This is a genomic window from Exiguobacterium sp. s189, from assembly GCF_018617615.1.
Lineage (GTDB): Bacteria > Bacillota > Bacilli > Exiguobacteriales > Exiguobacteriaceae > Exiguobacterium > Exiguobacterium aestuarii_A.
The window spans coordinates 178,246-194,605 of sequence record NZ_JACSKM010000005.1; the positions used below are offsets into that span (position 1 = coordinate 178,246).

The 16,360-nt window shown below is 48.9% G+C and carries 15 protein-coding genes, 2 rRNA genes and 1 riboswitch; of the genes, 1 reads left to right on the forward strand and 16 read right to left on the reverse strand.

Annotated features, from left to right (window positions below; translation table 11 throughout):
• Nucleotides 1-73 precede the first annotated feature (73 nt).
• The 13 genes from KNO99_RS08665 to purE form a co-directional block, all read right to left on the reverse strand.
• Entirely contained in the window at nt 74-2,359 is a 2,286-nt protein-coding gene (locus tag KNO99_RS08665; RefSeq protein WP_214747483.1) for a bifunctional diguanylate cyclase/phosphodiesterase, read from the reverse strand.
• A 90-nt stretch (nt 2,360-2,449) separates the two neighbouring features.
• Complete coding sequence (gene purD / locus KNO99_RS08670) at nt 2,450-3,703, reverse strand: phosphoribosylamine--glycine ligase (protein WP_214747486.1); 1,254 nt, start codon at nt 3,701-3,703, stop codon at nt 2,450-2,452.
• A gap of 14 nt (nt 3,704-3,717) precedes the next feature.
• Nucleotides 3,718-5,238 (reverse strand): bifunctional phosphoribosylaminoimidazolecarboxamide formyltransferase/IMP cyclohydrolase, encoded by a 1,521-nt coding sequence (gene purH / locus KNO99_RS08675; protein ID WP_214747489.1) that lies wholly within the window; start codon nt 5,236-5,238, stop codon nt 3,718-3,720.
• Complete coding sequence (gene purN / locus KNO99_RS08680) at nt 5,235-5,813, reverse strand: phosphoribosylglycinamide formyltransferase (RefSeq protein ID WP_214747492.1); 579 nt, start codon at nt 5,811-5,813, stop codon at nt 5,235-5,237. The genes purH and purN overlap by 4 nt, the downstream gene beginning before the upstream one ends.
• Nucleotides 5,810-6,844: a phosphoribosylformylglycinamidine cyclo-ligase gene (gene purM / locus KNO99_RS08685; RefSeq protein WP_214685456.1), complete on the reverse strand. Its 1,035-nt coding sequence runs from the start codon at nt 6,842-6,844 to the stop codon at nt 5,810-5,812. Before purM ends, purN begins: the two co-directional genes overlap by 4 nt.
• A 13-nt stretch (nt 6,845-6,857) precedes the next feature.
• Nucleotides 6,858-8,267, reverse strand: coding sequence for an amidophosphoribosyltransferase (gene purF / locus KNO99_RS08690; RefSeq protein WP_214747496.1), 1,410 nt, complete (start codon nt 8,265-8,267; stop codon nt 6,858-6,860).
• Entirely contained in the window at nt 8,243-10,474 is a 2,232-nt protein-coding gene (gene purL / locus KNO99_RS08695) for a phosphoribosylformylglycinamidine synthase subunit PurL (RefSeq protein ID WP_214747501.1), read from the reverse strand. Before purL ends, purF begins: the two co-directional genes overlap by 25 nt.
• On the reverse strand, nt 10,458-11,138 hold the full coding sequence (gene purQ / locus KNO99_RS08700; RefSeq protein ID WP_214747506.1) for a phosphoribosylformylglycinamidine synthase subunit PurQ: 681 nt from the start codon (nt 11,136-11,138) through the stop codon (nt 10,458-10,460). Before purQ ends, purL begins: the two co-directional genes overlap by 17 nt.
• Nucleotides 11,135-11,377 (reverse strand): phosphoribosylformylglycinamidine synthase subunit PurS, encoded by a 243-nt coding sequence (purS, locus tag KNO99_RS08705; RefSeq protein ID WP_074032936.1) that lies wholly within the window; start codon nt 11,375-11,377, stop codon nt 11,135-11,137. The genes purQ and purS overlap by 4 nt, the downstream gene beginning before the upstream one ends.
• Nucleotides 11,374-12,078 carry a phosphoribosylaminoimidazolesuccinocarboxamide synthase gene (gene purC, locus KNO99_RS08710; RefSeq protein WP_147536348.1) on the reverse strand — a complete coding sequence of 235 codons (705 nt, stop codon included), beginning with the start codon at nt 12,076-12,078 and terminating at the stop codon, nt 11,374-11,376. Before purC ends, purS begins: the two co-directional genes overlap by 4 nt.
• Nucleotides 12,079-12,126: 48 nt before the next feature.
• Nucleotides 12,127-13,419: an adenylosuccinate lyase gene (gene purB / locus KNO99_RS08715; protein ID WP_214747509.1), complete on the reverse strand. Its 1,293-nt coding sequence runs from the start codon at nt 13,417-13,419 to the stop codon at nt 12,127-12,129.
• Nucleotides 13,416-14,510 carry a 5-(carboxyamino)imidazole ribonucleotide synthase gene (purK, locus tag KNO99_RS08720; RefSeq protein ID WP_214747512.1) on the reverse strand — a complete coding sequence of 365 codons (1,095 nt, stop codon included), beginning with the start codon at nt 14,508-14,510 and terminating at the stop codon, nt 13,416-13,418. The genes purB and purK overlap by 4 nt, the downstream gene beginning before the upstream one ends.
• Nucleotides 14,510-14,998: a 5-(carboxyamino)imidazole ribonucleotide mutase gene (gene purE, locus KNO99_RS08725; protein WP_214747515.1), complete on the reverse strand. Its 489-nt coding sequence runs from the start codon at nt 14,996-14,998 to the stop codon at nt 14,510-14,512. Before purE ends, purK begins: the two co-directional genes overlap by 1 nt.
• A 69-nt stretch (nt 14,999-15,067) precedes the next feature.
• Nucleotides 15,068-15,169: riboswitch (purine riboswitch) on the reverse strand.
• 147 nt (nt 15,170-15,316) lie between these two features.
• On the opposite strand from purE, the gene KNO99_RS08730 reads away from it, so the two are divergent.
• Nucleotides 15,317-15,787, forward strand: a complete 471-nt coding sequence (locus KNO99_RS08730; protein WP_214747518.1) for an NUDIX hydrolase — start codon at nt 15,317-15,319, stop codon at nt 15,785-15,787.
• Nucleotides 15,788-15,831: 44 nt separating this feature from the next.
• On the opposite strand, the gene KNO99_RS08735 is transcribed toward KNO99_RS08730, so the two are convergent.
• The 3 genes from KNO99_RS08735 to KNO99_RS08745 form a co-directional block, all read right to left on the reverse strand.
• Nucleotides 15,832-16,023, reverse strand: a complete 192-nt coding sequence (locus KNO99_RS08735; RefSeq protein WP_214747521.1) for an NETI motif-containing protein — start codon at nt 16,021-16,023, stop codon at nt 15,832-15,834.
• Between the two features lie 84 nt (nt 16,024-16,107).
• A 5S ribosomal RNA gene (rrf, locus tag KNO99_RS08740) occupies nt 16,108-16,224 on the reverse strand.
• Between the two features lie 52 nt (nt 16,225-16,276).
• Nucleotides 16,277-16,360 (reverse strand): 23S ribosomal RNA (locus tag KNO99_RS08745); the annotation flags it as partial.

The window sequence follows — 16,360 nt, forward strand, 5'->3', positions numbered from 1 at the left end:
GTTCCCTATTGTAACAAATTTCACATATATTTTTCACAAAAAAGGCGGCTCTCCGCACGAAGAGTCGCCTACATCAAATTTGAGTCATGACCGTTTTGCGTAAATAGTGATGCAGCTGTTCTACCGGAATCGGTTTACTGTAATGATATCCCTGGATGAGTGAACCACTATATTCTAATACGAAAGCCAGTTGTTCTGGTCGTTCGACCCCTTCCGTGACGATATCGAGGCCGAGTGTGTGGAACGTTTGATACAATCCTTCTAATAACGCTCGATCGAATTTGTTCTCCGGAATCCCCTTGACGAAGTTCTGATCAATTTTAATGATATCGAGACGTAGCGATTGAAGGTAAGATAGCGATGACGTACCGACGCCGAAATCATCGAGTGATATTTTGACACCGATCGTCTTCAACGCTTGAATGAACTGTTGGAGTTCATACACATTCCCACCGACCTCGCTTTCTGTAATTTCTACATGCAATCGATGAGGTGGGAAGCTCGTTTTGGTGAGCGTTTCTTCTAGTGCCTCTAAAAATGACCCATCTAAAATCTGGCGTTTCGACACATTGACAGACAAAAATAAATCAAAGCGTTCCGCATAGTCTTGAATCTCCGTGATGGCTTTTACAAGTACCCATCTTCCCACATCCGAAATGAGCCCAAGTTGTTCGGCAATGGGAATGAAGACACCTGGGGAGACGAATCCTTTTTGCGGATGATGCCAACGAATTAACGCTTCTACTCCTCTCACTTGAAACGGTTTTGGTGAGACGATTGGTTGATAATACAATTCGAATTCGTCGTGACGCAGCGCATATCGCAAATCTCTTTCCATCTCGAGCGCCTGCAAGTAATGGCTCCCGTCTTCGATGTCCTGATAAGAGAGGATCTTGTCCTTCCCTGATGCTTTAACTTCGTGTAAGACGACATCGAGACGTGCCATCATGACCTCGTAGGAATGGTGGGAAGGTTCCAACTCATCAATTCCGATACTTAACGACAGATAGTTCATGCCTTGCTTCAAGCCCCATTCTCTCAAATCTTTCACCAATTGATTCGCAACAATCAATAACTCTTCAGTCGCCCATCCAGGATGAATCATGATAAACTCGTCGGCCCCAATTCGGGCAACAAAACCATCCTCTTTGTAAAACATCAATCGGGACGCAAAGAAGGTTAACATCGCATCACCCGTCCGTTGACCGAACTGATCGTTGATTCGTCGGAAATTGTCGAGGTCAATCCCCATCACACCGATCGAGTAGGACGTGTTCGGCAAGTTCATAAACATGTCTTCAACGGCCAAGCGGTTCGGAAGACGTGTCAGAGAATCTCGAAAGGCACGCGTCAACGATTCCTTCTGTGTCTGTTCAAGCGCATCAAGCACTTCATTTATACTGACTGCCATCTCTTCGATTTCATCTTGCTGATGTGGATTCAATCGGATTCGTAAGCGACTGTTTCGCTCTTTCGTGATCCACTTCAATTCTTTAACGATGTCCATTAACCGTTTCGTGACGATTTGATTCACTGTCCAAAACAATGTCAACAATAGTCCGAGACCGAGAACGAGAAGTCCAAGCATGCCCGTTTCTAACATCGTCTGTGTGTTTGTATAATACGTACGCTTCACCGAAAAATTGACTTCCCAGTTCGCATCTTGATAGACCGACTGCAGTGGTAACGAAACACGGGCAAACTGATTGTCCTGCTCAATCGTCAAGCGTTGATGCGAGAGCGGACTGATAGAAAGTTTCGTTTTTGCCTGTACGCTCATCGCTGCCATGAAGTCTGGACCAATTTTTTGAATGAGGACAAGCGTGCCACCAGGTTCCCCAGTCCCATCACTTCTTACAATCGGGTGGCTCATGAACACGACGGGGCCGAAGTCTGTACCATATACCGCACTTTGTGTAACGCCAGACGAGTTGACGTAACGCACCAGTTCATTTGTGAAATCATTCTTCTCACTCTTACCGTCCAACTCATAAAATTGATTGAATTCGGAGTAGACGACCTCTCGATTTTCGTTGAGAAAAATCATCGCCCCAACCCCAAGATTGTCGAGCGTTTCTTCTCCCATATTGTTTTCAATAAACGATTCATTTTTGTTTTGAACGAAATCGTAGGCATTTGTCCAGACCGACCAATCGACAAGGATGCGCTCGAGCATGCTTCGATGATTGGCGAATACTTCTGTCACGCTCTCGATTTGATCGTGGGTCATCGCCTTGTCCTGTTCAATGCTCTTTTCTACGAAATACGGTTTGATGACAAACAGAATGACGCCAATGAAAAGTACGATGTTAATAGCAATCGCAATGAATAGTTTTGTTTGAACACGCAGGCCGACCACCCTCTTTCCCTAAGCTACTTTATTATTGTAGAACAGGATATCGGGATTCCCTTTTTTTCGCATGAAAAAAAGGATGGGTTGACCCATCCTTCAAATAATCTGTGTGAACGCCCGTGAACCGATATCTGTCCGGTAGAACGTATCCGGTAAATCGAGTTGTGCGATGGCTTCATAAACTGCTGTCTTCGCTTCAAGTAGCGTCGATTTCGTCGCTGTGATAACGAGCAAGCGACCACCGTTCCCAACGATTTGACCGTCCTGCTGTGCAGTTCCAGCGTGAAAGACGAGAACGTCCTGCGGGAGCGTCTCAAAACCAGACAACACTTGCCCGGTGACAGGTCGGTCCGGATAACCTTTCGCTGCGATGACGACCCCCATCGTATAACCCTCGACCCATTCAATCGAATATGGCTCTTTGCGGATGACCGTTTGAATCACGTCGAGGAGCGGTGATTTCAAATTCGGCAAAATAACTTCTGTCTCTGGGTCACCGAAGCGAGCATTAAATTCAATCACTTTTGGTCCGCTCGATGTCAAGATCAGTCCGGCGTATAAGAATCCTTCAAACGGAGTCCCTCGTTTGACCATCGTTTGAGCGAGGGGTTCGAGTACCGTCTTCACCGCTTCTTCATACACGTCCTCTGACAAATGCGGCATCGGACTGTAGGCACCCATACCACCTGTGTTCGGTCCCTTGTCACCGTCATAGGCACGTTTATGATCTTGTGACGTAATCATTGGAATGACACGCTCTCCCGAGACGAACGCCATGAGTGAAAATTCTTCCCCATCAAGGAACTCTTCAATGACGACCTGTGACTGTTGTCCGAATTTATCCGTCGTGAAAATATCACGTACCGCAGCTTCTGCCTCTTCCACTGTGAACGCGACCGTGACACCTTTTCCAGCAGCAAGACCGTCGGCTTTAACGACGAGCGGTGCTCCAAGTTTCTGAATATAGGAGAGCGCCGATTCTGCGTCCGTGAACGCTTCGTACGCTGCTGTCGGAATCCCCGCCTCCATCATGACCTCTTTTGCGAACGCTTTACTTCCTTCGAGCAGAGCCGCTGCTTTCGTCGGTCCAAAGATGTTCAATCCTTTAGCACAGAACGTATCGACGACCCCTGCCATCAAAGAAGACTCAGGTCCGACAATCGTCCATTCGATGTTCGTTTCTTCTGCGAACCGAGCAAGTGCCTCGACGTCTGTCTCATTGATCGATACACATGTCATACCTTCCATGAAGGCGTTACCTGGTGCAACGAAGACGTGATGCCCGTCTTGTTTTAATTTCCATGCGAGCGCATGCTCGCGTCCTCCTCGACCGATGACCATTACGTTCATGACGCGAACCCCTCTCAGTGTTTAAAATGTCTGACCGATGTGAACACCATCGTAATACCGTGACGGTTTGCCGCTTCAATCGATTCAGCATCGCGGATCGACCCACCTGGTTGAATGATGGCCGTAATGCCTGCCGCTGCTGCCGCTTCGACTGTGTCTGCCATTGGGAAGAATGCGTCACTTCCAAGCGCTGCGCCTGTCGCACGTTCACCCGCTTGTTCGAAAGCGATTTTTGCTGCTCCGACGCGGTTCATCTGCCCCGCTCCAATCCCAATCGTCGTCTCATCTTTCGCTACGACAATGGCGTTTGATTTCACGTGTTTGACGACGCGCCATGCGAGTTTTAAATCTTCCCATTCTGATGCTGTCGGGCGACGGTCCGTCACGATTTGGCAAGCTGCATCATCGAGTGTCATGTCGTCCCCATCTTGTACGAGCAATCCTCCAGCGACAGCTGTTAAGCGCATCCCTGTCATTTGACCCATATCCAACGTTAACAGACGAAGGTTCTTTTTCTCTTTCAATCGTTCAAGTGCTGCCTCACTAAAGGATGGAGCAATAATGATCTCTAAAAAGATGTTACGAAGGGCATCTGCCGTTTCTACATCGACTTCGCGGTTCAAGGCAACGATCCCACCAAAAATAGAGACCGGGTCAGCCGCATGTGCACGTTCGAACGCCTGATAAATCGTCCGTCCTACCGCGACACCACATGGGTTCATATGTTTGACGACGACAGCAGCCGGTTCGTTCAATTCGCTGAGTGCTTCAAGGGCCGCATTCGTATCCTGAATGTTGTTATACGAAAGTTCTTTCCCGTGGAGTTGTGTCGCATTCGCGAGTGTCATCCCATCATACAATGGCGTCTTATAAAACGCCGCTTGTTGGTGCGGGTTTTCTCCATAACGAAGGTCTTGAACTTTTTCATACGTGACTGTCAACTGTTCTGGGAAGGTTTCTCCGATTTGACGCCCTAAATAATCGGCAATCAATGCGTCATAAGCAGCCGTATGACGGAACGCTTTCGTGGCGAGACGTTGGCGTGTCTCAAATGATGTGCCACCTTCACGTACTTCATCCGCAACGAGTGTATAGTCACTCGGATCAACGACAACCGTGACGCTCGCATGGTTTTTTGCGGCTGAACGCAACATGCTCGGTCCACCGATATCGATATTTTCAATCGCTTCTTCGTACGTCGTATTTTCTTTTGCAATCGTCTCTTTAAACGGATAAAGATTGACGACCACGTAATCAATCGGTTCGATATCATGGTCTTTCATTTGAGCGACATGTGTATCGAGGTCGCGACGTCCGAGCAATCCGCCGTGAACGAGTGGGTGTAACGTCTTGACACGACCGTCTAACATTTCTGGGAACGATGTCACCTCAGAGATGTTTTTGACCGGTAAACCGGCTTGTTGGAGTGCCGCCTCGGTCCCTCCTGTTGAAATGAGCTCGATGCCCGCCTCATGCAAGACGGTTGCGAGTTCGACAATGCCTGTTTTATCAGAAACACTTAATAATGCTCTCACTTGAAAACCTCCTGTTGATTCAACACTTGTTGTAATACGCGCGGATACAGTTGATGTTCAATCGCTTGAATGCGTCGTGTCGCTTCAGTTCGGTCGCATCCTTCAATCTCGACTGACGCTTGTGCGATGATTGGACCCGTGTCCATCCCCGCATCCACATAATGAACCGTCACGCCACTCGTCGACACGTTCGCGTCAAGCGCCTGACCAATCGCGTCTTTCCCCGGAAACGCAGGCAAGAGCGAAGGATGAATGTTTATGATTCGGTTCGGATATGCGGATAGTAACACATTTCCGATCAAGCGCATATACCCTGCTAACACAATATAGTCCACACGAAGCGAATCGAGAAGGACGAGAATTTCTTCCTCGAACTCCTCTTTCGACGCGTACGCTTTCGGTGTAAATGAAAAACTTGAAATCCCATGACGTTCCGCACGATCAAGAACCGTGGCTTCTGGTTTGTCCGTCACAAGCAACACGCATTCGGCAGACAAATGACCATCGGCGATCGCTTGCCAAATGGCTTCGGCGTTACTTCCCGATCCTGACGCAAAGATGGCAAATCGTTTCATTGGTCCACTCCTGAGATTCGAATTCCTGGACGACTCTCGACTTTACCGATTCGGTGCGCAGTTTCCCCGACACGTTCAAGCGCCGCTTCAACAAGTTCCACATCCTCAGCTCGTACCGTAATCATATAACCAATGCCCATGTTGAAGACATTGAACATTTCCTGTTTCGAGATGTTTCCGACTTGTTCGAGCCAGTCGAATACAGGAAGGCTTGGCCAACTCGATGCATCGAACGTGATCCCGAGTCCTTCCGGTAACATACGAGGGACATTCTCATAGAAGCCACCACCCGTGATGTGTGCCATCCCTTGAACCTTACCTGTCGAAATCGCCGCCTTCGCCGCTTCGGCATAAATCCGTGTCGGCAGGAGCAACGCGTTCCCAAGTGTCGTATCAAGCATCGCAATCTCATCCGTATAGTGAAGACCTTGCGCTTCGACGATATGACGCACAAGAGAAAAACCGTTTGAATGAACACCTGAAGAAGCAAGCCCTAAGACGACATCTCCATCCTGAATCGTCGAACCATCGAGTAAATCTTCTTTCTCAACGACCCCGACCGCAAATCCGGCAATGTCATACTCTCCATCTGGGTACATTCCAGGCATCTCAGCCGTCTCTCCTCCGACGAGGGCACAACCGGCTTGGACACATCCTTCAGCGACCCCGGCAACGATGCGCTCAAGTTTAGCCGGTTCTGCTTTTCCTGTCGCAATATAGTCGAGGAAATAGAGCGGTTCTGCTCCATGAACGAGGCAATCGTTGACGCACATCGCGACGCAATCAATTCCAATCGTGTCATGTTGGTCGAGCGCGAAAGCCAACTTCAGCTTCGTCCCGACCCCATCCGTCCCACTTACGAGAATCGGATGTTTCATATTCATCGAGCCGAGGTCAATCATCGCCCCAAAACTCCCGAGTCCTGTCATCACTTCCGGACGCATCGTCCGGGCGACATGACGTTTCATACGGGATACAGCCTCGTACCCTGCTTCTAAATTCACACCCGCTTGTTCGTATCTAACGCTCATCGGTTTTTCCCCCTTAAGCCTTTGTCTCTGTCACGAGTTCTGCAAGTTCAGTCGGATAAAGTCCCGTGAAGCATGCAGCACACTGCCCGCGTAGCGCTCCTTCAAATGGACGATCGATGGCTTCGACCGTTCCATCCAATGTGAGAAACGCTAGTGTGTCGGCACCAATCTCTTCTCTAATTTCTTCAACGGATTTGGTTGCCGCAATTAACTCTTCCTTTGTTGATGTATCGATTCCGTAATAGCATGGATGCTTGATTGGCGGTGACGTGATGCGCACATGCACTTCCGTCGCGCCTGCCTCTCGAAGCAAAGTGACGATTCGGCGGCTCGTCGTTCCTCGGACGATGGAATCATCGACCATGATGACCCGCTTCCCATTCACGACACCGCGTAACGCCGACAGTTTCATCTTCACGCCGCGCTCCCGTAATTCCTGAGAAGGTTGAATGAATGTCCGTCCGACATAACGGTTCTTAATAAGTCCCATCTCGTATGGGATTCCACTCGCTTCGGCATAACCGATTGCCGCGGAAATACTCGAGTCCGGCACCCCCGTCACGACATCCGCTTCGACCGGCGCTTCTTCGAACATCTTTTTCCCCATGGCTTTACGCGCCGTATGCACGTTGATGCCGTCGATGATCGAGTCCGGACGTGAGAAGTAAATGTATTCCATCGAACACATCGCACGAACTGCCGCTTCACTGAAGCGTTCAGATGTGATGCCCTCATTCGTAATCATGAGTAACTCGCCTGGTTCAACGTCTCGGACATACGTTGCTCCCACGACGTCAAACGCACATGTCTCTGATGCGAAAACGTATGCACCGTCTTCCGTCTGCCCGAGTGACAAAGGACGTAACCCATGAACGTCGACTCCGACGTATAGGGCATCTTCCGTCAAAAATAAGAAAGCGAATGCTCCAACGAGACGAGCCAAACTATCCGCAATACGTTCTTTCAATGAATTACCGCGACTTCGCTTAATAAGATGGGCCACGACTTCCGTGTCAGACGTCGTTTGGAAGATCGCACCTTCCGCTTCGAGCATATGTTTCAACTCAGTCGCATTCACAAGGTTTCCGTTATGCGCCATCGCCAAGTCCCCTGTCAACGACTTGAAATGGAGCGGTTGAACGTTCTCAAGCGTGTTGCCGCCCGCTGTCGAATAGCGTACGTGACCGATTGCATGATTCCCGGTGAGTGCGTCGAGAGACGTTTCGTCAAATACTTCGGTGACGAGTCCGAGTCCACGTTTCGCGTGGAGACGCTCTCCGTCCGCCGTTACGATTCCCGTTCCTTCTTGGCCACGGTGCTGCAAACTGTGAAGTCCGTAGTAGGCAAGGTGTGACGCTTCGATGTGACCGAACACACCGAAGACGCCACATTCCTCGTTCATGCCTCGGATGTCATATAACATGGAATAGCTCCTTCCCATACACGTTCCAACTCTTGCACATCCATTTCAATCAAGCGATCGCTCGCGCGAACAACAACAGTTGCCGCTTCTGTGACCGTACCGATTGCCGTACCGATTGCCGTTCCGTTCGTCATGCTCGCGAATGCCTCTGCTTTTGTTTGGTCGACTGTCACGAGGAAGCGTGACTGGGATTCACTAAATAACCCAGTGACGAGATCTGTATCGATTGTGACGTCGACACCGAACCCTGTTCCGAAAACGAGTTCTGGTAACGCTGCCGCAAGACCACCTTCTGACACATCGTGTGCCGCCGTGACAAGACCTTCACGAATCGCTTGAAGTAATGCTTTCTGTGTCTGACGCTCTTCCTGAAGGTCGAGTGTCGGCGCATGTCCGCTCACTTTTCCGTCTTGGAGCATTTGAAGGGCACTGCCACCAAATTCTGCTTTTATCTCTCCGAGTAAGAAGACAACGTCTCCGGCTTGTTTCGCAAACGATGTCGTAATATGCTCTGGCTTCTCAATGAGACCGACCATTCCAACGACCGGTGTCGGATAAATGGCTTGTCCGTTCGATTCGTTGTACAACGATACGTTCCCACCGATGACAGGTGTATCGAGCGTCCGGCACGCTTCTGCCATTCCTTCGACGGCTTGGTCGAGCTGCCAGAATCCTTCCGGTTTATCTGGGCTTCCGAAGTTGAGACAGTCTGTCAAAGCAAGAGGCTCTGCACCACTTGCGACGATGTTACGTGCCGCTTCAGCGACAGCGATTGCCCCACCGACACGCGGGTCGAGATAGACGTATTTCGCGTTACAGTCGGTCGTCATCGCGAGCGACTTCTCCGTCTCACGAATGCGAATGACTGCAGCATCACTGCCCGGTGCGACGACCGTCGATGTTTGAACCATATGGTCGTATTGCTCATACACCCAACGTTTCGAAGCGATACTTGGCATCGCAAGGACGTCTTTCCATGTCGCCATCACATCTTCGACGATTGGTGTGACAGGACTCATGGCTTGGAAAGCTTCGTAGTAGGCTGGTACTTTTGAAGGTTTATGATAGACAGGAGCGTCTTCTGCGAGCGCATCGACTGGTACCTCTGCTGCGACCTCTCCTTGGTGAACGAGACGAAGCACTTTCTCTTCGATGACCTCGCCGACCTTGATCGCATGAAGTCCCCACTTCGTCACGATCGCTTCAATCTCGTCTTCATGTCCGGCTTTGACAACGAGAAGCATCCGCTCTTGTGATTCCGATAGCATCATCTCGTAAGGCGTCATGCCTGTCTCACGTTGCGGGACGAGGTCTAAGTTCATCTCGATTCCCATGCCGGCTTTCGAGGCCATCTCCGCTGAAGAAGATGTCAATCCAGCTGCCCCCATGTCTTGAATCCCAACGAGCGCCGGGTGTTTGATGACTTCAAGACACGCTTCAATCAATAACTTCTCCATGAACGGATCTCCGACTTGTACAGCTGGACGTTTCTCGTCCGCATCTTCCCCGAGTTCTTCAGAAGCGAATGTGGCACCATGGATTCCGTCGCGCCCTGTCGTTGCTCCGACGTACATGACCGAGTTCCCGACACCTTCCGCGATTCCTTTTTGAATATCTTCATGACGGATGAAACCGACGCACATCGCGTTGACGAGTGGGTTCCCTGAGTAGGCCGGGTCGAATGCGACTTCCCCACCGACAGTCGGGATGCCGACACAGTTCCCGTATCCAGCGATACCGGATACGACATGACCGAATAAATGTTTCACACGTGATTCGTTCAAATCTCCGAAACGGAGTGAGTTCAATAAAGCAATCGGACGGGCGCCCATCGAGAAGATGTCACGAATGATTCCGCCCACCCCAGTCGCCGCCCCTTGATAAGGTTCAATCGCTGACGGGTGGTTATGACTCTCGATTTTAAAGGCGACAGCTTGACCGTCTCCGATATCGACGATTCCCGCCCCTTCTCCTGGTCCTTGTAAGACGTGCTTTCCGGTTGTAGGAAACTTCCGGAGCACAGGTTTCGAGTTTTTGTACGAACAGTGTTCAGACCACATGACCGAGAAGAGACCGATTTCTGTATAGTTTGGCTCCCGACCAAGCAGTGAGACGACGAGTGCGTATTCGTCGTCCGATAATCCCATCGTGGCATAAATCTTTTCATCGCGGATTTGCGTAGCTGTCGGTTCAGTTGTAAGTAACATGTCGTGCCCCCCATTTTACAATTGACGTGAATAACCGTTTACCGTCTTCCCCACCGAGCAATGCTTCGACCGCACGCTCTGGGTGTGGCATCATGCCGAGTACGTTTCCTGCTTCGTTCGTAATGCCGGCGATCTGTTCGACCGATCCGTTCGGGTTCTCTTTATAGGTGAACGCAATCTGACCATTTGCCTTCAATGTCTCAAGTGTCGCCTCGTCACAGTAGTAGTTGCCCTCACCGTGTGCGATTGGCACGCGAATCGTTTCCTGTGCCGCATAGTCACTTGTGAACATCGTCTCGTTATTTTCAACGACGAGTTCGACGGTCTTACACATGAATTTCAAATCACGATTTCGCATCAACACGCCAGGGAGGAGTCCCGCTTCGACAAGTACTTGGAATCCGTTACATACACCAAGCACCGGACGTCCTTCTTCTGCGAAACGTTTTACCTCCGCCATAATCGGTGAAAATTGGGCGATTGACCCGCAACGCAAGTAATCTCCATATGAGAAGCCACCTGGTAAGAGCACCCCATCGAACCCTTCAAGTGAGGTTTCTGTATGAAACACGTATTCCGCTTCTTCCCCGAGCACGTCTTTTACCGCGTGATACATGTCGAGGTCACAGTTTGATCCTGGAAAGACGATGACCGCGAACTTCATGCAAGTACCCCCATCTCGATTTCATAATTCTCAATGACCGTGTTGACGAGCAGTTTCTCACACATCTCTTTGACCATGTCCTCTGTCGTTTCATCAGCGACCTGAAGCTCGATGACTTTCCCGATGCGAACCGATTCAATTCCAGCAAATCCAAGATGCTCGAGTCCGCCTTTCACAGCTACTCCTTGTGGGTCGAGTACACTTTCACGTAATGTCACATACACGTTTACTTTTTTCATTGTCCATTTCCCCCTATGCGTGTTAACAATTGTCCATACGTCTCAGTCAAAGAACCTAAATCGCGACGGAATACGTCCTTATCTAACTTTTGTTTCGTCTCTTTGTCCCACAGTCGGCACGTGTCTGGTGAAATCTCATCCGCTAAGATGATGGTTCCGTCCACTTTCCCGAATTCTAGTTTGAAATCAATCACGTCAATGCCATGTTGACCGAAGAAATCGAGTAATACATCGTTTACCCAAAGGCCAAGTTGTCGCAATGTTTCGACTTCTTTATGTGTAGCGACTTGCAACAAACGGATATGGTCTTCTGTTAGGAGTGGATCCCCGAGCGCATCATCCTTATAGTAGAACTCGACAATCGGTGCAAGGAGCGGTGTCCCTTCTTCCCAACCGAGTCGTTTCGCCAGGCTTCCTGCCGCTACGTTTCGGACAACCACTTCTAACGGAATGATGTCAACACGGCGTACCAACTGTTCTCGCTCTGAGATTCGTTTGATAAAGTGCGTCGGAATCTTGTTGTCATGCATCAATTCGAACAGCTGTGTCGTGATGGCGTTGTTCAGGATTCCTTTCCCATCAATCGACTCTTTCTTCTCTCCATTGAATGCTGTCGCATCGTCTTTGTAATACACGCGAAGCACACCCGCTTCTTCTGTCTCAAATAACGCTTTCGCCTTGCCTTCATAAATTGCTTTCATCTGAACCGTCCCCCTTAAAAGTGAGAGGGGCATGTCGCCCCTCAACGATTACAAACCACAGCGTTCAAAAATTGTATCGACACGGCGTACATGATAACGCGGGTCGAACAATTCATCGAGCTCTTCACTCGTAAAGAGTGCGCCCATTTCTTTGTCCTCTTCAATCAATGTTCGGAACATCGTCTCTTCTTCCCACGCTTGCATCGCCTTCGGTTGAACCGCGTCATATGCCGCTTCACGCGACCAGCCTTTCTCGATGAGACCGAGCAGAATACGTTGCGAGAAGATAATCCCGAACGTACGGTCCATGTTGCGACGCATGTTATCTGGGAAGACCGTCAAGTTCTTCACGATATTGCCGAAGCGATTCAACATATAGTTGAGAAGAATCGTCGCATCCGGAATAATGATGCGTTCTGCTGACGAGTGCGAGATGTCACGCTCATGCCAAAGCGGAACGTTTTCGTAAGCCGTCATCATATGACCGCGAATGACACGCGCAAGACCCGTCATGTTTTCAGAACCGATTGGGTTTCGTTTATGCGGCATCGCCGACGATCCTTTTTGCCCTTTTGCGAAGAACTCTTCCACTTCACGTGTCTCTGTCTTTTGAAGACCGCGAATCTCGGTAGCCATCTTTTCAATCGATGTCGCAATCAAAGCGAGCGTCGACATATACTCGGCATGACGGTCACGTTGGAGCGTCTGTGTCGAGATCGGTGCAGCTTCGATTCCGAGTTTGTCACACACATATGATTCGATGAATGGGTCGATATTCGCAAACGTCCCGACGGCTCCGCTCATTTTCCCAAACTCAATCGTTTCGCGTGCTGCCATGAAACGTTTCTTGTTCCGCTTCATTTCTTCATACCAAAGGGCAAGCTTCAAACCGAACGTTGTCGGCTCTGCGTGCACACCGTGTGTACGTCCCATCATGATGTCATATTTATGTGCTTTTGCTTTTTCTGCAAGAATGCCGATGAAGCGATCTAAATCGGCTTCTAAAATATCATTCGCCTGCTTGATTAAGTACGAGAGCGCCGTATCGACGACATCCGTCGACGTCAATCCGTAGTGTACCCACTTCTTCTCTTCCCCGAGTGTCTCGGAAACGGCACGCGTGAACGCAATCACATCGTGACGCGTCTCTTGTTCAATTTCTAAAATACGATCAACATCAAACGATGCTTTGTCCCAAAGGACTTGTACATCTTCTTTCGGGATAATTCCAAGTTCACTCCAAGCCTCACACGCGTAAAGCTCAACTTTTAACCAAGCCTCGAACTTGTTTTGATCGGTCCAAATGTTCGCCATCTCTGGGCGGGTATAGCGTGAAATCATAAAACGGTCTCCTTCCAAATTGCCAGTTGTTCGATGGTATGAAGCGCATCCTCGACTGTGTCACCGAGAACATTCAAGTGTCCCATCTTGCGACCCGTCTTCGCTTCATCTTTTCCATACAGATGTAGTTTAACATTCGATGGCAATGCTTTGACATTGAGTCGTTGCATATGTTCGCCGAGAAGATTGACCATGACAACCGGAGTGGTCAGTGTCGTTCGTCCGAGACGCATCCCTGTCACGGCTCGAATGTGTTGTTCAAATTGTGAGGTCTCACATGCATCAATCGTGTAATGTCCAGAATTATGTGGACGTGGTGCGAGTTCGTTTACGTAAAGGCGACCATCTGGCATGACGAACAACTCGACAGCGAGTGTTCCCATCAACCCGATGTGGTCTGCGAGTTGAAGTGCGAGATGTCTCGCATCTTCTTGAATCTCATCAGCGACACGAGCCGGTACGATGGATAGATGTAGAATGTTGTTATGATGAATATTTTCACTGATTGGGAACGTCGACGTTTCTTCCTCTCCACGTGTCACAATGACCGAGATCTCTTTTTCAAACGGCAACCAAGCTTCAGCGACATATTCTTGTTCCGTGAACTGTTCAATGAATGCCTGAACATCCTGTTCCGTCCGAATGACTGTTTGCCCTTTTCCGTCATAGCCAAAGCGACACGTTTTGACGACAAATGGCAACCCAAGCTTTTCTTTCGCCTCCCGAACATCTCGAACGGTACGGACTGAAACATAAGGTGCGACTCGTAGTCCCGCAGATTCAATCATTTGTTTTTCTAAGATGCGATGTTGCGTCGCTTTCAATACATCCATTCCTTGTGGACATTTTTCTTCAATCGCAGCAATCATTTCTGTGTCGATATTCTCAAATTCGTACGTCACGATGTCAGAACGGTCGGCGAGTTTCTTTGCGGCGTCGACATCATCAAATGAGGCAACAATTGAATCTGCCACTTGAGCAGTCGGTGCATGTGGGTTTGGATCGAGACAAAGTGTCGTATACCCCATTGCACTCGCACTAAGAGACATCATCCGTCCAAGTTGTCCTCCACCTAAAATTCCGATTCTCATCAGACCAACTCCTCCGTTCCTCGCATCACCATCTCTTGTTTCTTCTCCCGAAATGCATCAAGTCGATTTGTAATGTCTGTGGAGTGAATGCTAAGAATTTGAGCAGCAAGTAATCCCGCATTCGTTGCTCCCGCTTTACCAATCGCAACAGTTGCTACTGGAACTCCTGCAGGCATCTGAACAATCGAGAGTAGCGAATCCATTCCATTGAGAGCTTTAGACTGAACAGGGACACCGATGACAGGAAGTGTCGTTTTCGCAGCTACCATTCCAGGAAGGTGGGCTGCTCCGCCAGCACCCGCAATGATTACTTGAATGCCTCTGCCTCGTGCCTCTTCAGCATATTCGAACATAAGGTCTGGTGTACGGTGAGCTGATACGACTTGTTTTTCATATGGAATCTGTAACTCATCTAACATGTCACATGTATGTTTCATCGTCTCCCAGTCAGATGAACTACCCATGATTACTCCAACTACTACGTTCATTCCAAATGTCCCCCTTACAAAAAGAAATCCCTAAACCGAGCAATCAGTTTAGGGTATAGGCATGACAAATACACGTCAGCTACACCCCATAGTCTGATCAGAATCGGTGATCAGGTAGAAACTTGCAAGCCATTTCCTTGCGATTATATGGAGCACTATTTATTTTTCCTATCTCACACGCCTATCGTACCTTGTTCTTTGAAAACATGTCAATAAACTGCGAACATTTTAATTGTCTGAATATTTATCGTTCGCTTTTTGGGTGTGATGAGAAACTTCTTTGCATATCCTGTATTCTATTATAAAAGGGGGAGTTAGATGAGTTACATATCGAGTCTTCGGGAAGCGATTGGCAACCGTCCGATCATCAGCGTCGGAGCGACCATTTTAGTCATCAATCAAAAACAAGAGGTACTTATGCAATTTAGATCGGATACACTTGACTGGGGTTTACCAGGAGGATCGATGGAGCTCGGAGAAACGTTGGAAGAAGTCGCTGCACGAGAATTAAAAGAAGAAACTGGACTTTTCGCTAAGAAATTTGAATTCATTCAAGTCTTTTCCGGTTCAGATGGTTATTTTAAATATCCGAACGGCGATGAAACATACGGTGTCATCCATTTATATCAGGCAAAAGGAGTACATGGAGAACTTCTGATGGAAGACGGTGAAAGTCTGGCTCTTGAATACTTTAGTAAAGAGAATCTTCCTAAGAAGATAGAAAAACGCGCTCAAACTTTATTGAATGCGCTTGGAGACCGATGCTTTGAACGCGAGCATTCGTTTTAAATCAAATCAAAAAGCCGTCACACAGATAGTGTGACGGCTTGGCATTAGGATTCTTTAGAGACGCATTCAAATAAAATCGATTGATGGGAATGGACAGGTTCATCTTTGGCTCCCGTTTGCTCAAAGACGGGCTTTTCAATGCGGCGTATAGGACGATAACCCATTTCATTGATTCGATCTAAACATTCGCTGATCGTTTCATTTGGTTCGACATATACTTTGATCTTCTTAGCCATTTCTTACGTCCTCTCTTCCACTAGACTTAATCGATGATAAGAAAAAACGGCGGCCCTTGAGCGAATGCTCCAGAACCACCGTTTGCCTGGCAACGTCCTATCCTCACAGGGGGAGATCCCCCAACTACTTTCGGCGCTGAGACGCTTAACTTCCGTGTTCGGCATGGGAACGGGTGTGGCCGTCTCGCTATCGCCACCAGACTTTAGGGCTTGTTCCCTGAAAACTGAGGATTCATCAACACAAACCATAGACTAGATCAAAGCCTCGACCGATTAGTATCATTCAGCTCCACGTGTCACCACGCTTCCACCCATGACCTATCTACCTCATCGTCTC

What these genes read in the sequence shown, in the direction of transcription:
- purD (WP_214747486.1), bottom strand. Translation starts at nt 3,703, where the DNA reads ATGAACGTAATGGTCATCGGTCGAGGAGGACGCGAGCATGCGCTCGCA.
- purN (WP_214747492.1), bottom strand. Translation starts at nt 5,813, where the DNA reads ATGAAACGATTTGCCATCTTTGCGTCAGGATCGGGAAGTAACGCCGAA.
- purM (WP_214685456.1), bottom strand. Translation starts at nt 6,844, where the DNA reads ATGAGCGTTAGATACGAACAAGCGGGTGTGAATTTAGAAGCAGGGTAC.
- purF (WP_214747496.1), bottom strand. Translation starts at nt 8,267, where the DNA reads ATGTTATATGACATCCGAGGCATGAACGAGGAATGTGGCGTCTTCGGT.
- purL (WP_214747501.1), bottom strand. Translation starts at nt 10,474, where the DNA reads ATGTTACTTACAACTGAACCGACAGCTACGCAAATCCGCGATGAAAAG.
- purQ (WP_214747506.1), bottom strand. Translation starts at nt 11,138, where the DNA reads ATGAAGTTCGCGGTCATCGTCTTTCCAGGATCAAACTGTGACCTCGAC.
- purS (WP_074032936.1), bottom strand. Translation starts at nt 11,377, where the DNA reads ATGAAAAAAGTAAACGTGTATGTGACATTACGTGAAAGTGTACTCGAC.
- purC (WP_147536348.1), bottom strand. Translation starts at nt 12,078, where the DNA reads ATGAAAGCAATTTATGAAGGCAAGGCGAAAGCGTTATTTGAGACAGAA.
- purB (WP_214747509.1), bottom strand. Translation starts at nt 13,419, where the DNA reads ATGATTTCACGCTATACCCGCCCAGAGATGGCGAACATTTGGACCGAT.
- purK (WP_214747512.1), bottom strand. Translation starts at nt 14,510, where the DNA reads ATGAGAATCGGAATTTTAGGTGGAGGACAACTTGGACGGATGATGTCT.
- purE (WP_214747515.1), bottom strand. Translation starts at nt 14,998, where the DNA reads ATGAACGTAGTAGTTGGAGTAATCATGGGTAGTTCATCTGACTGGGAG.
- KNO99_RS08730 (WP_214747518.1), top strand. Translation starts at nt 15,317, where the DNA reads ATGAGTTACATATCGAGTCTTCGGGAAGCGATTGGCAACCGTCCGATC.
- KNO99_RS08735 (WP_214747521.1), bottom strand. Translation starts at nt 16,023, where the DNA reads ATGGCTAAGAAGATCAAAGTATATGTCGAACCAAATGAAACGATCAGC.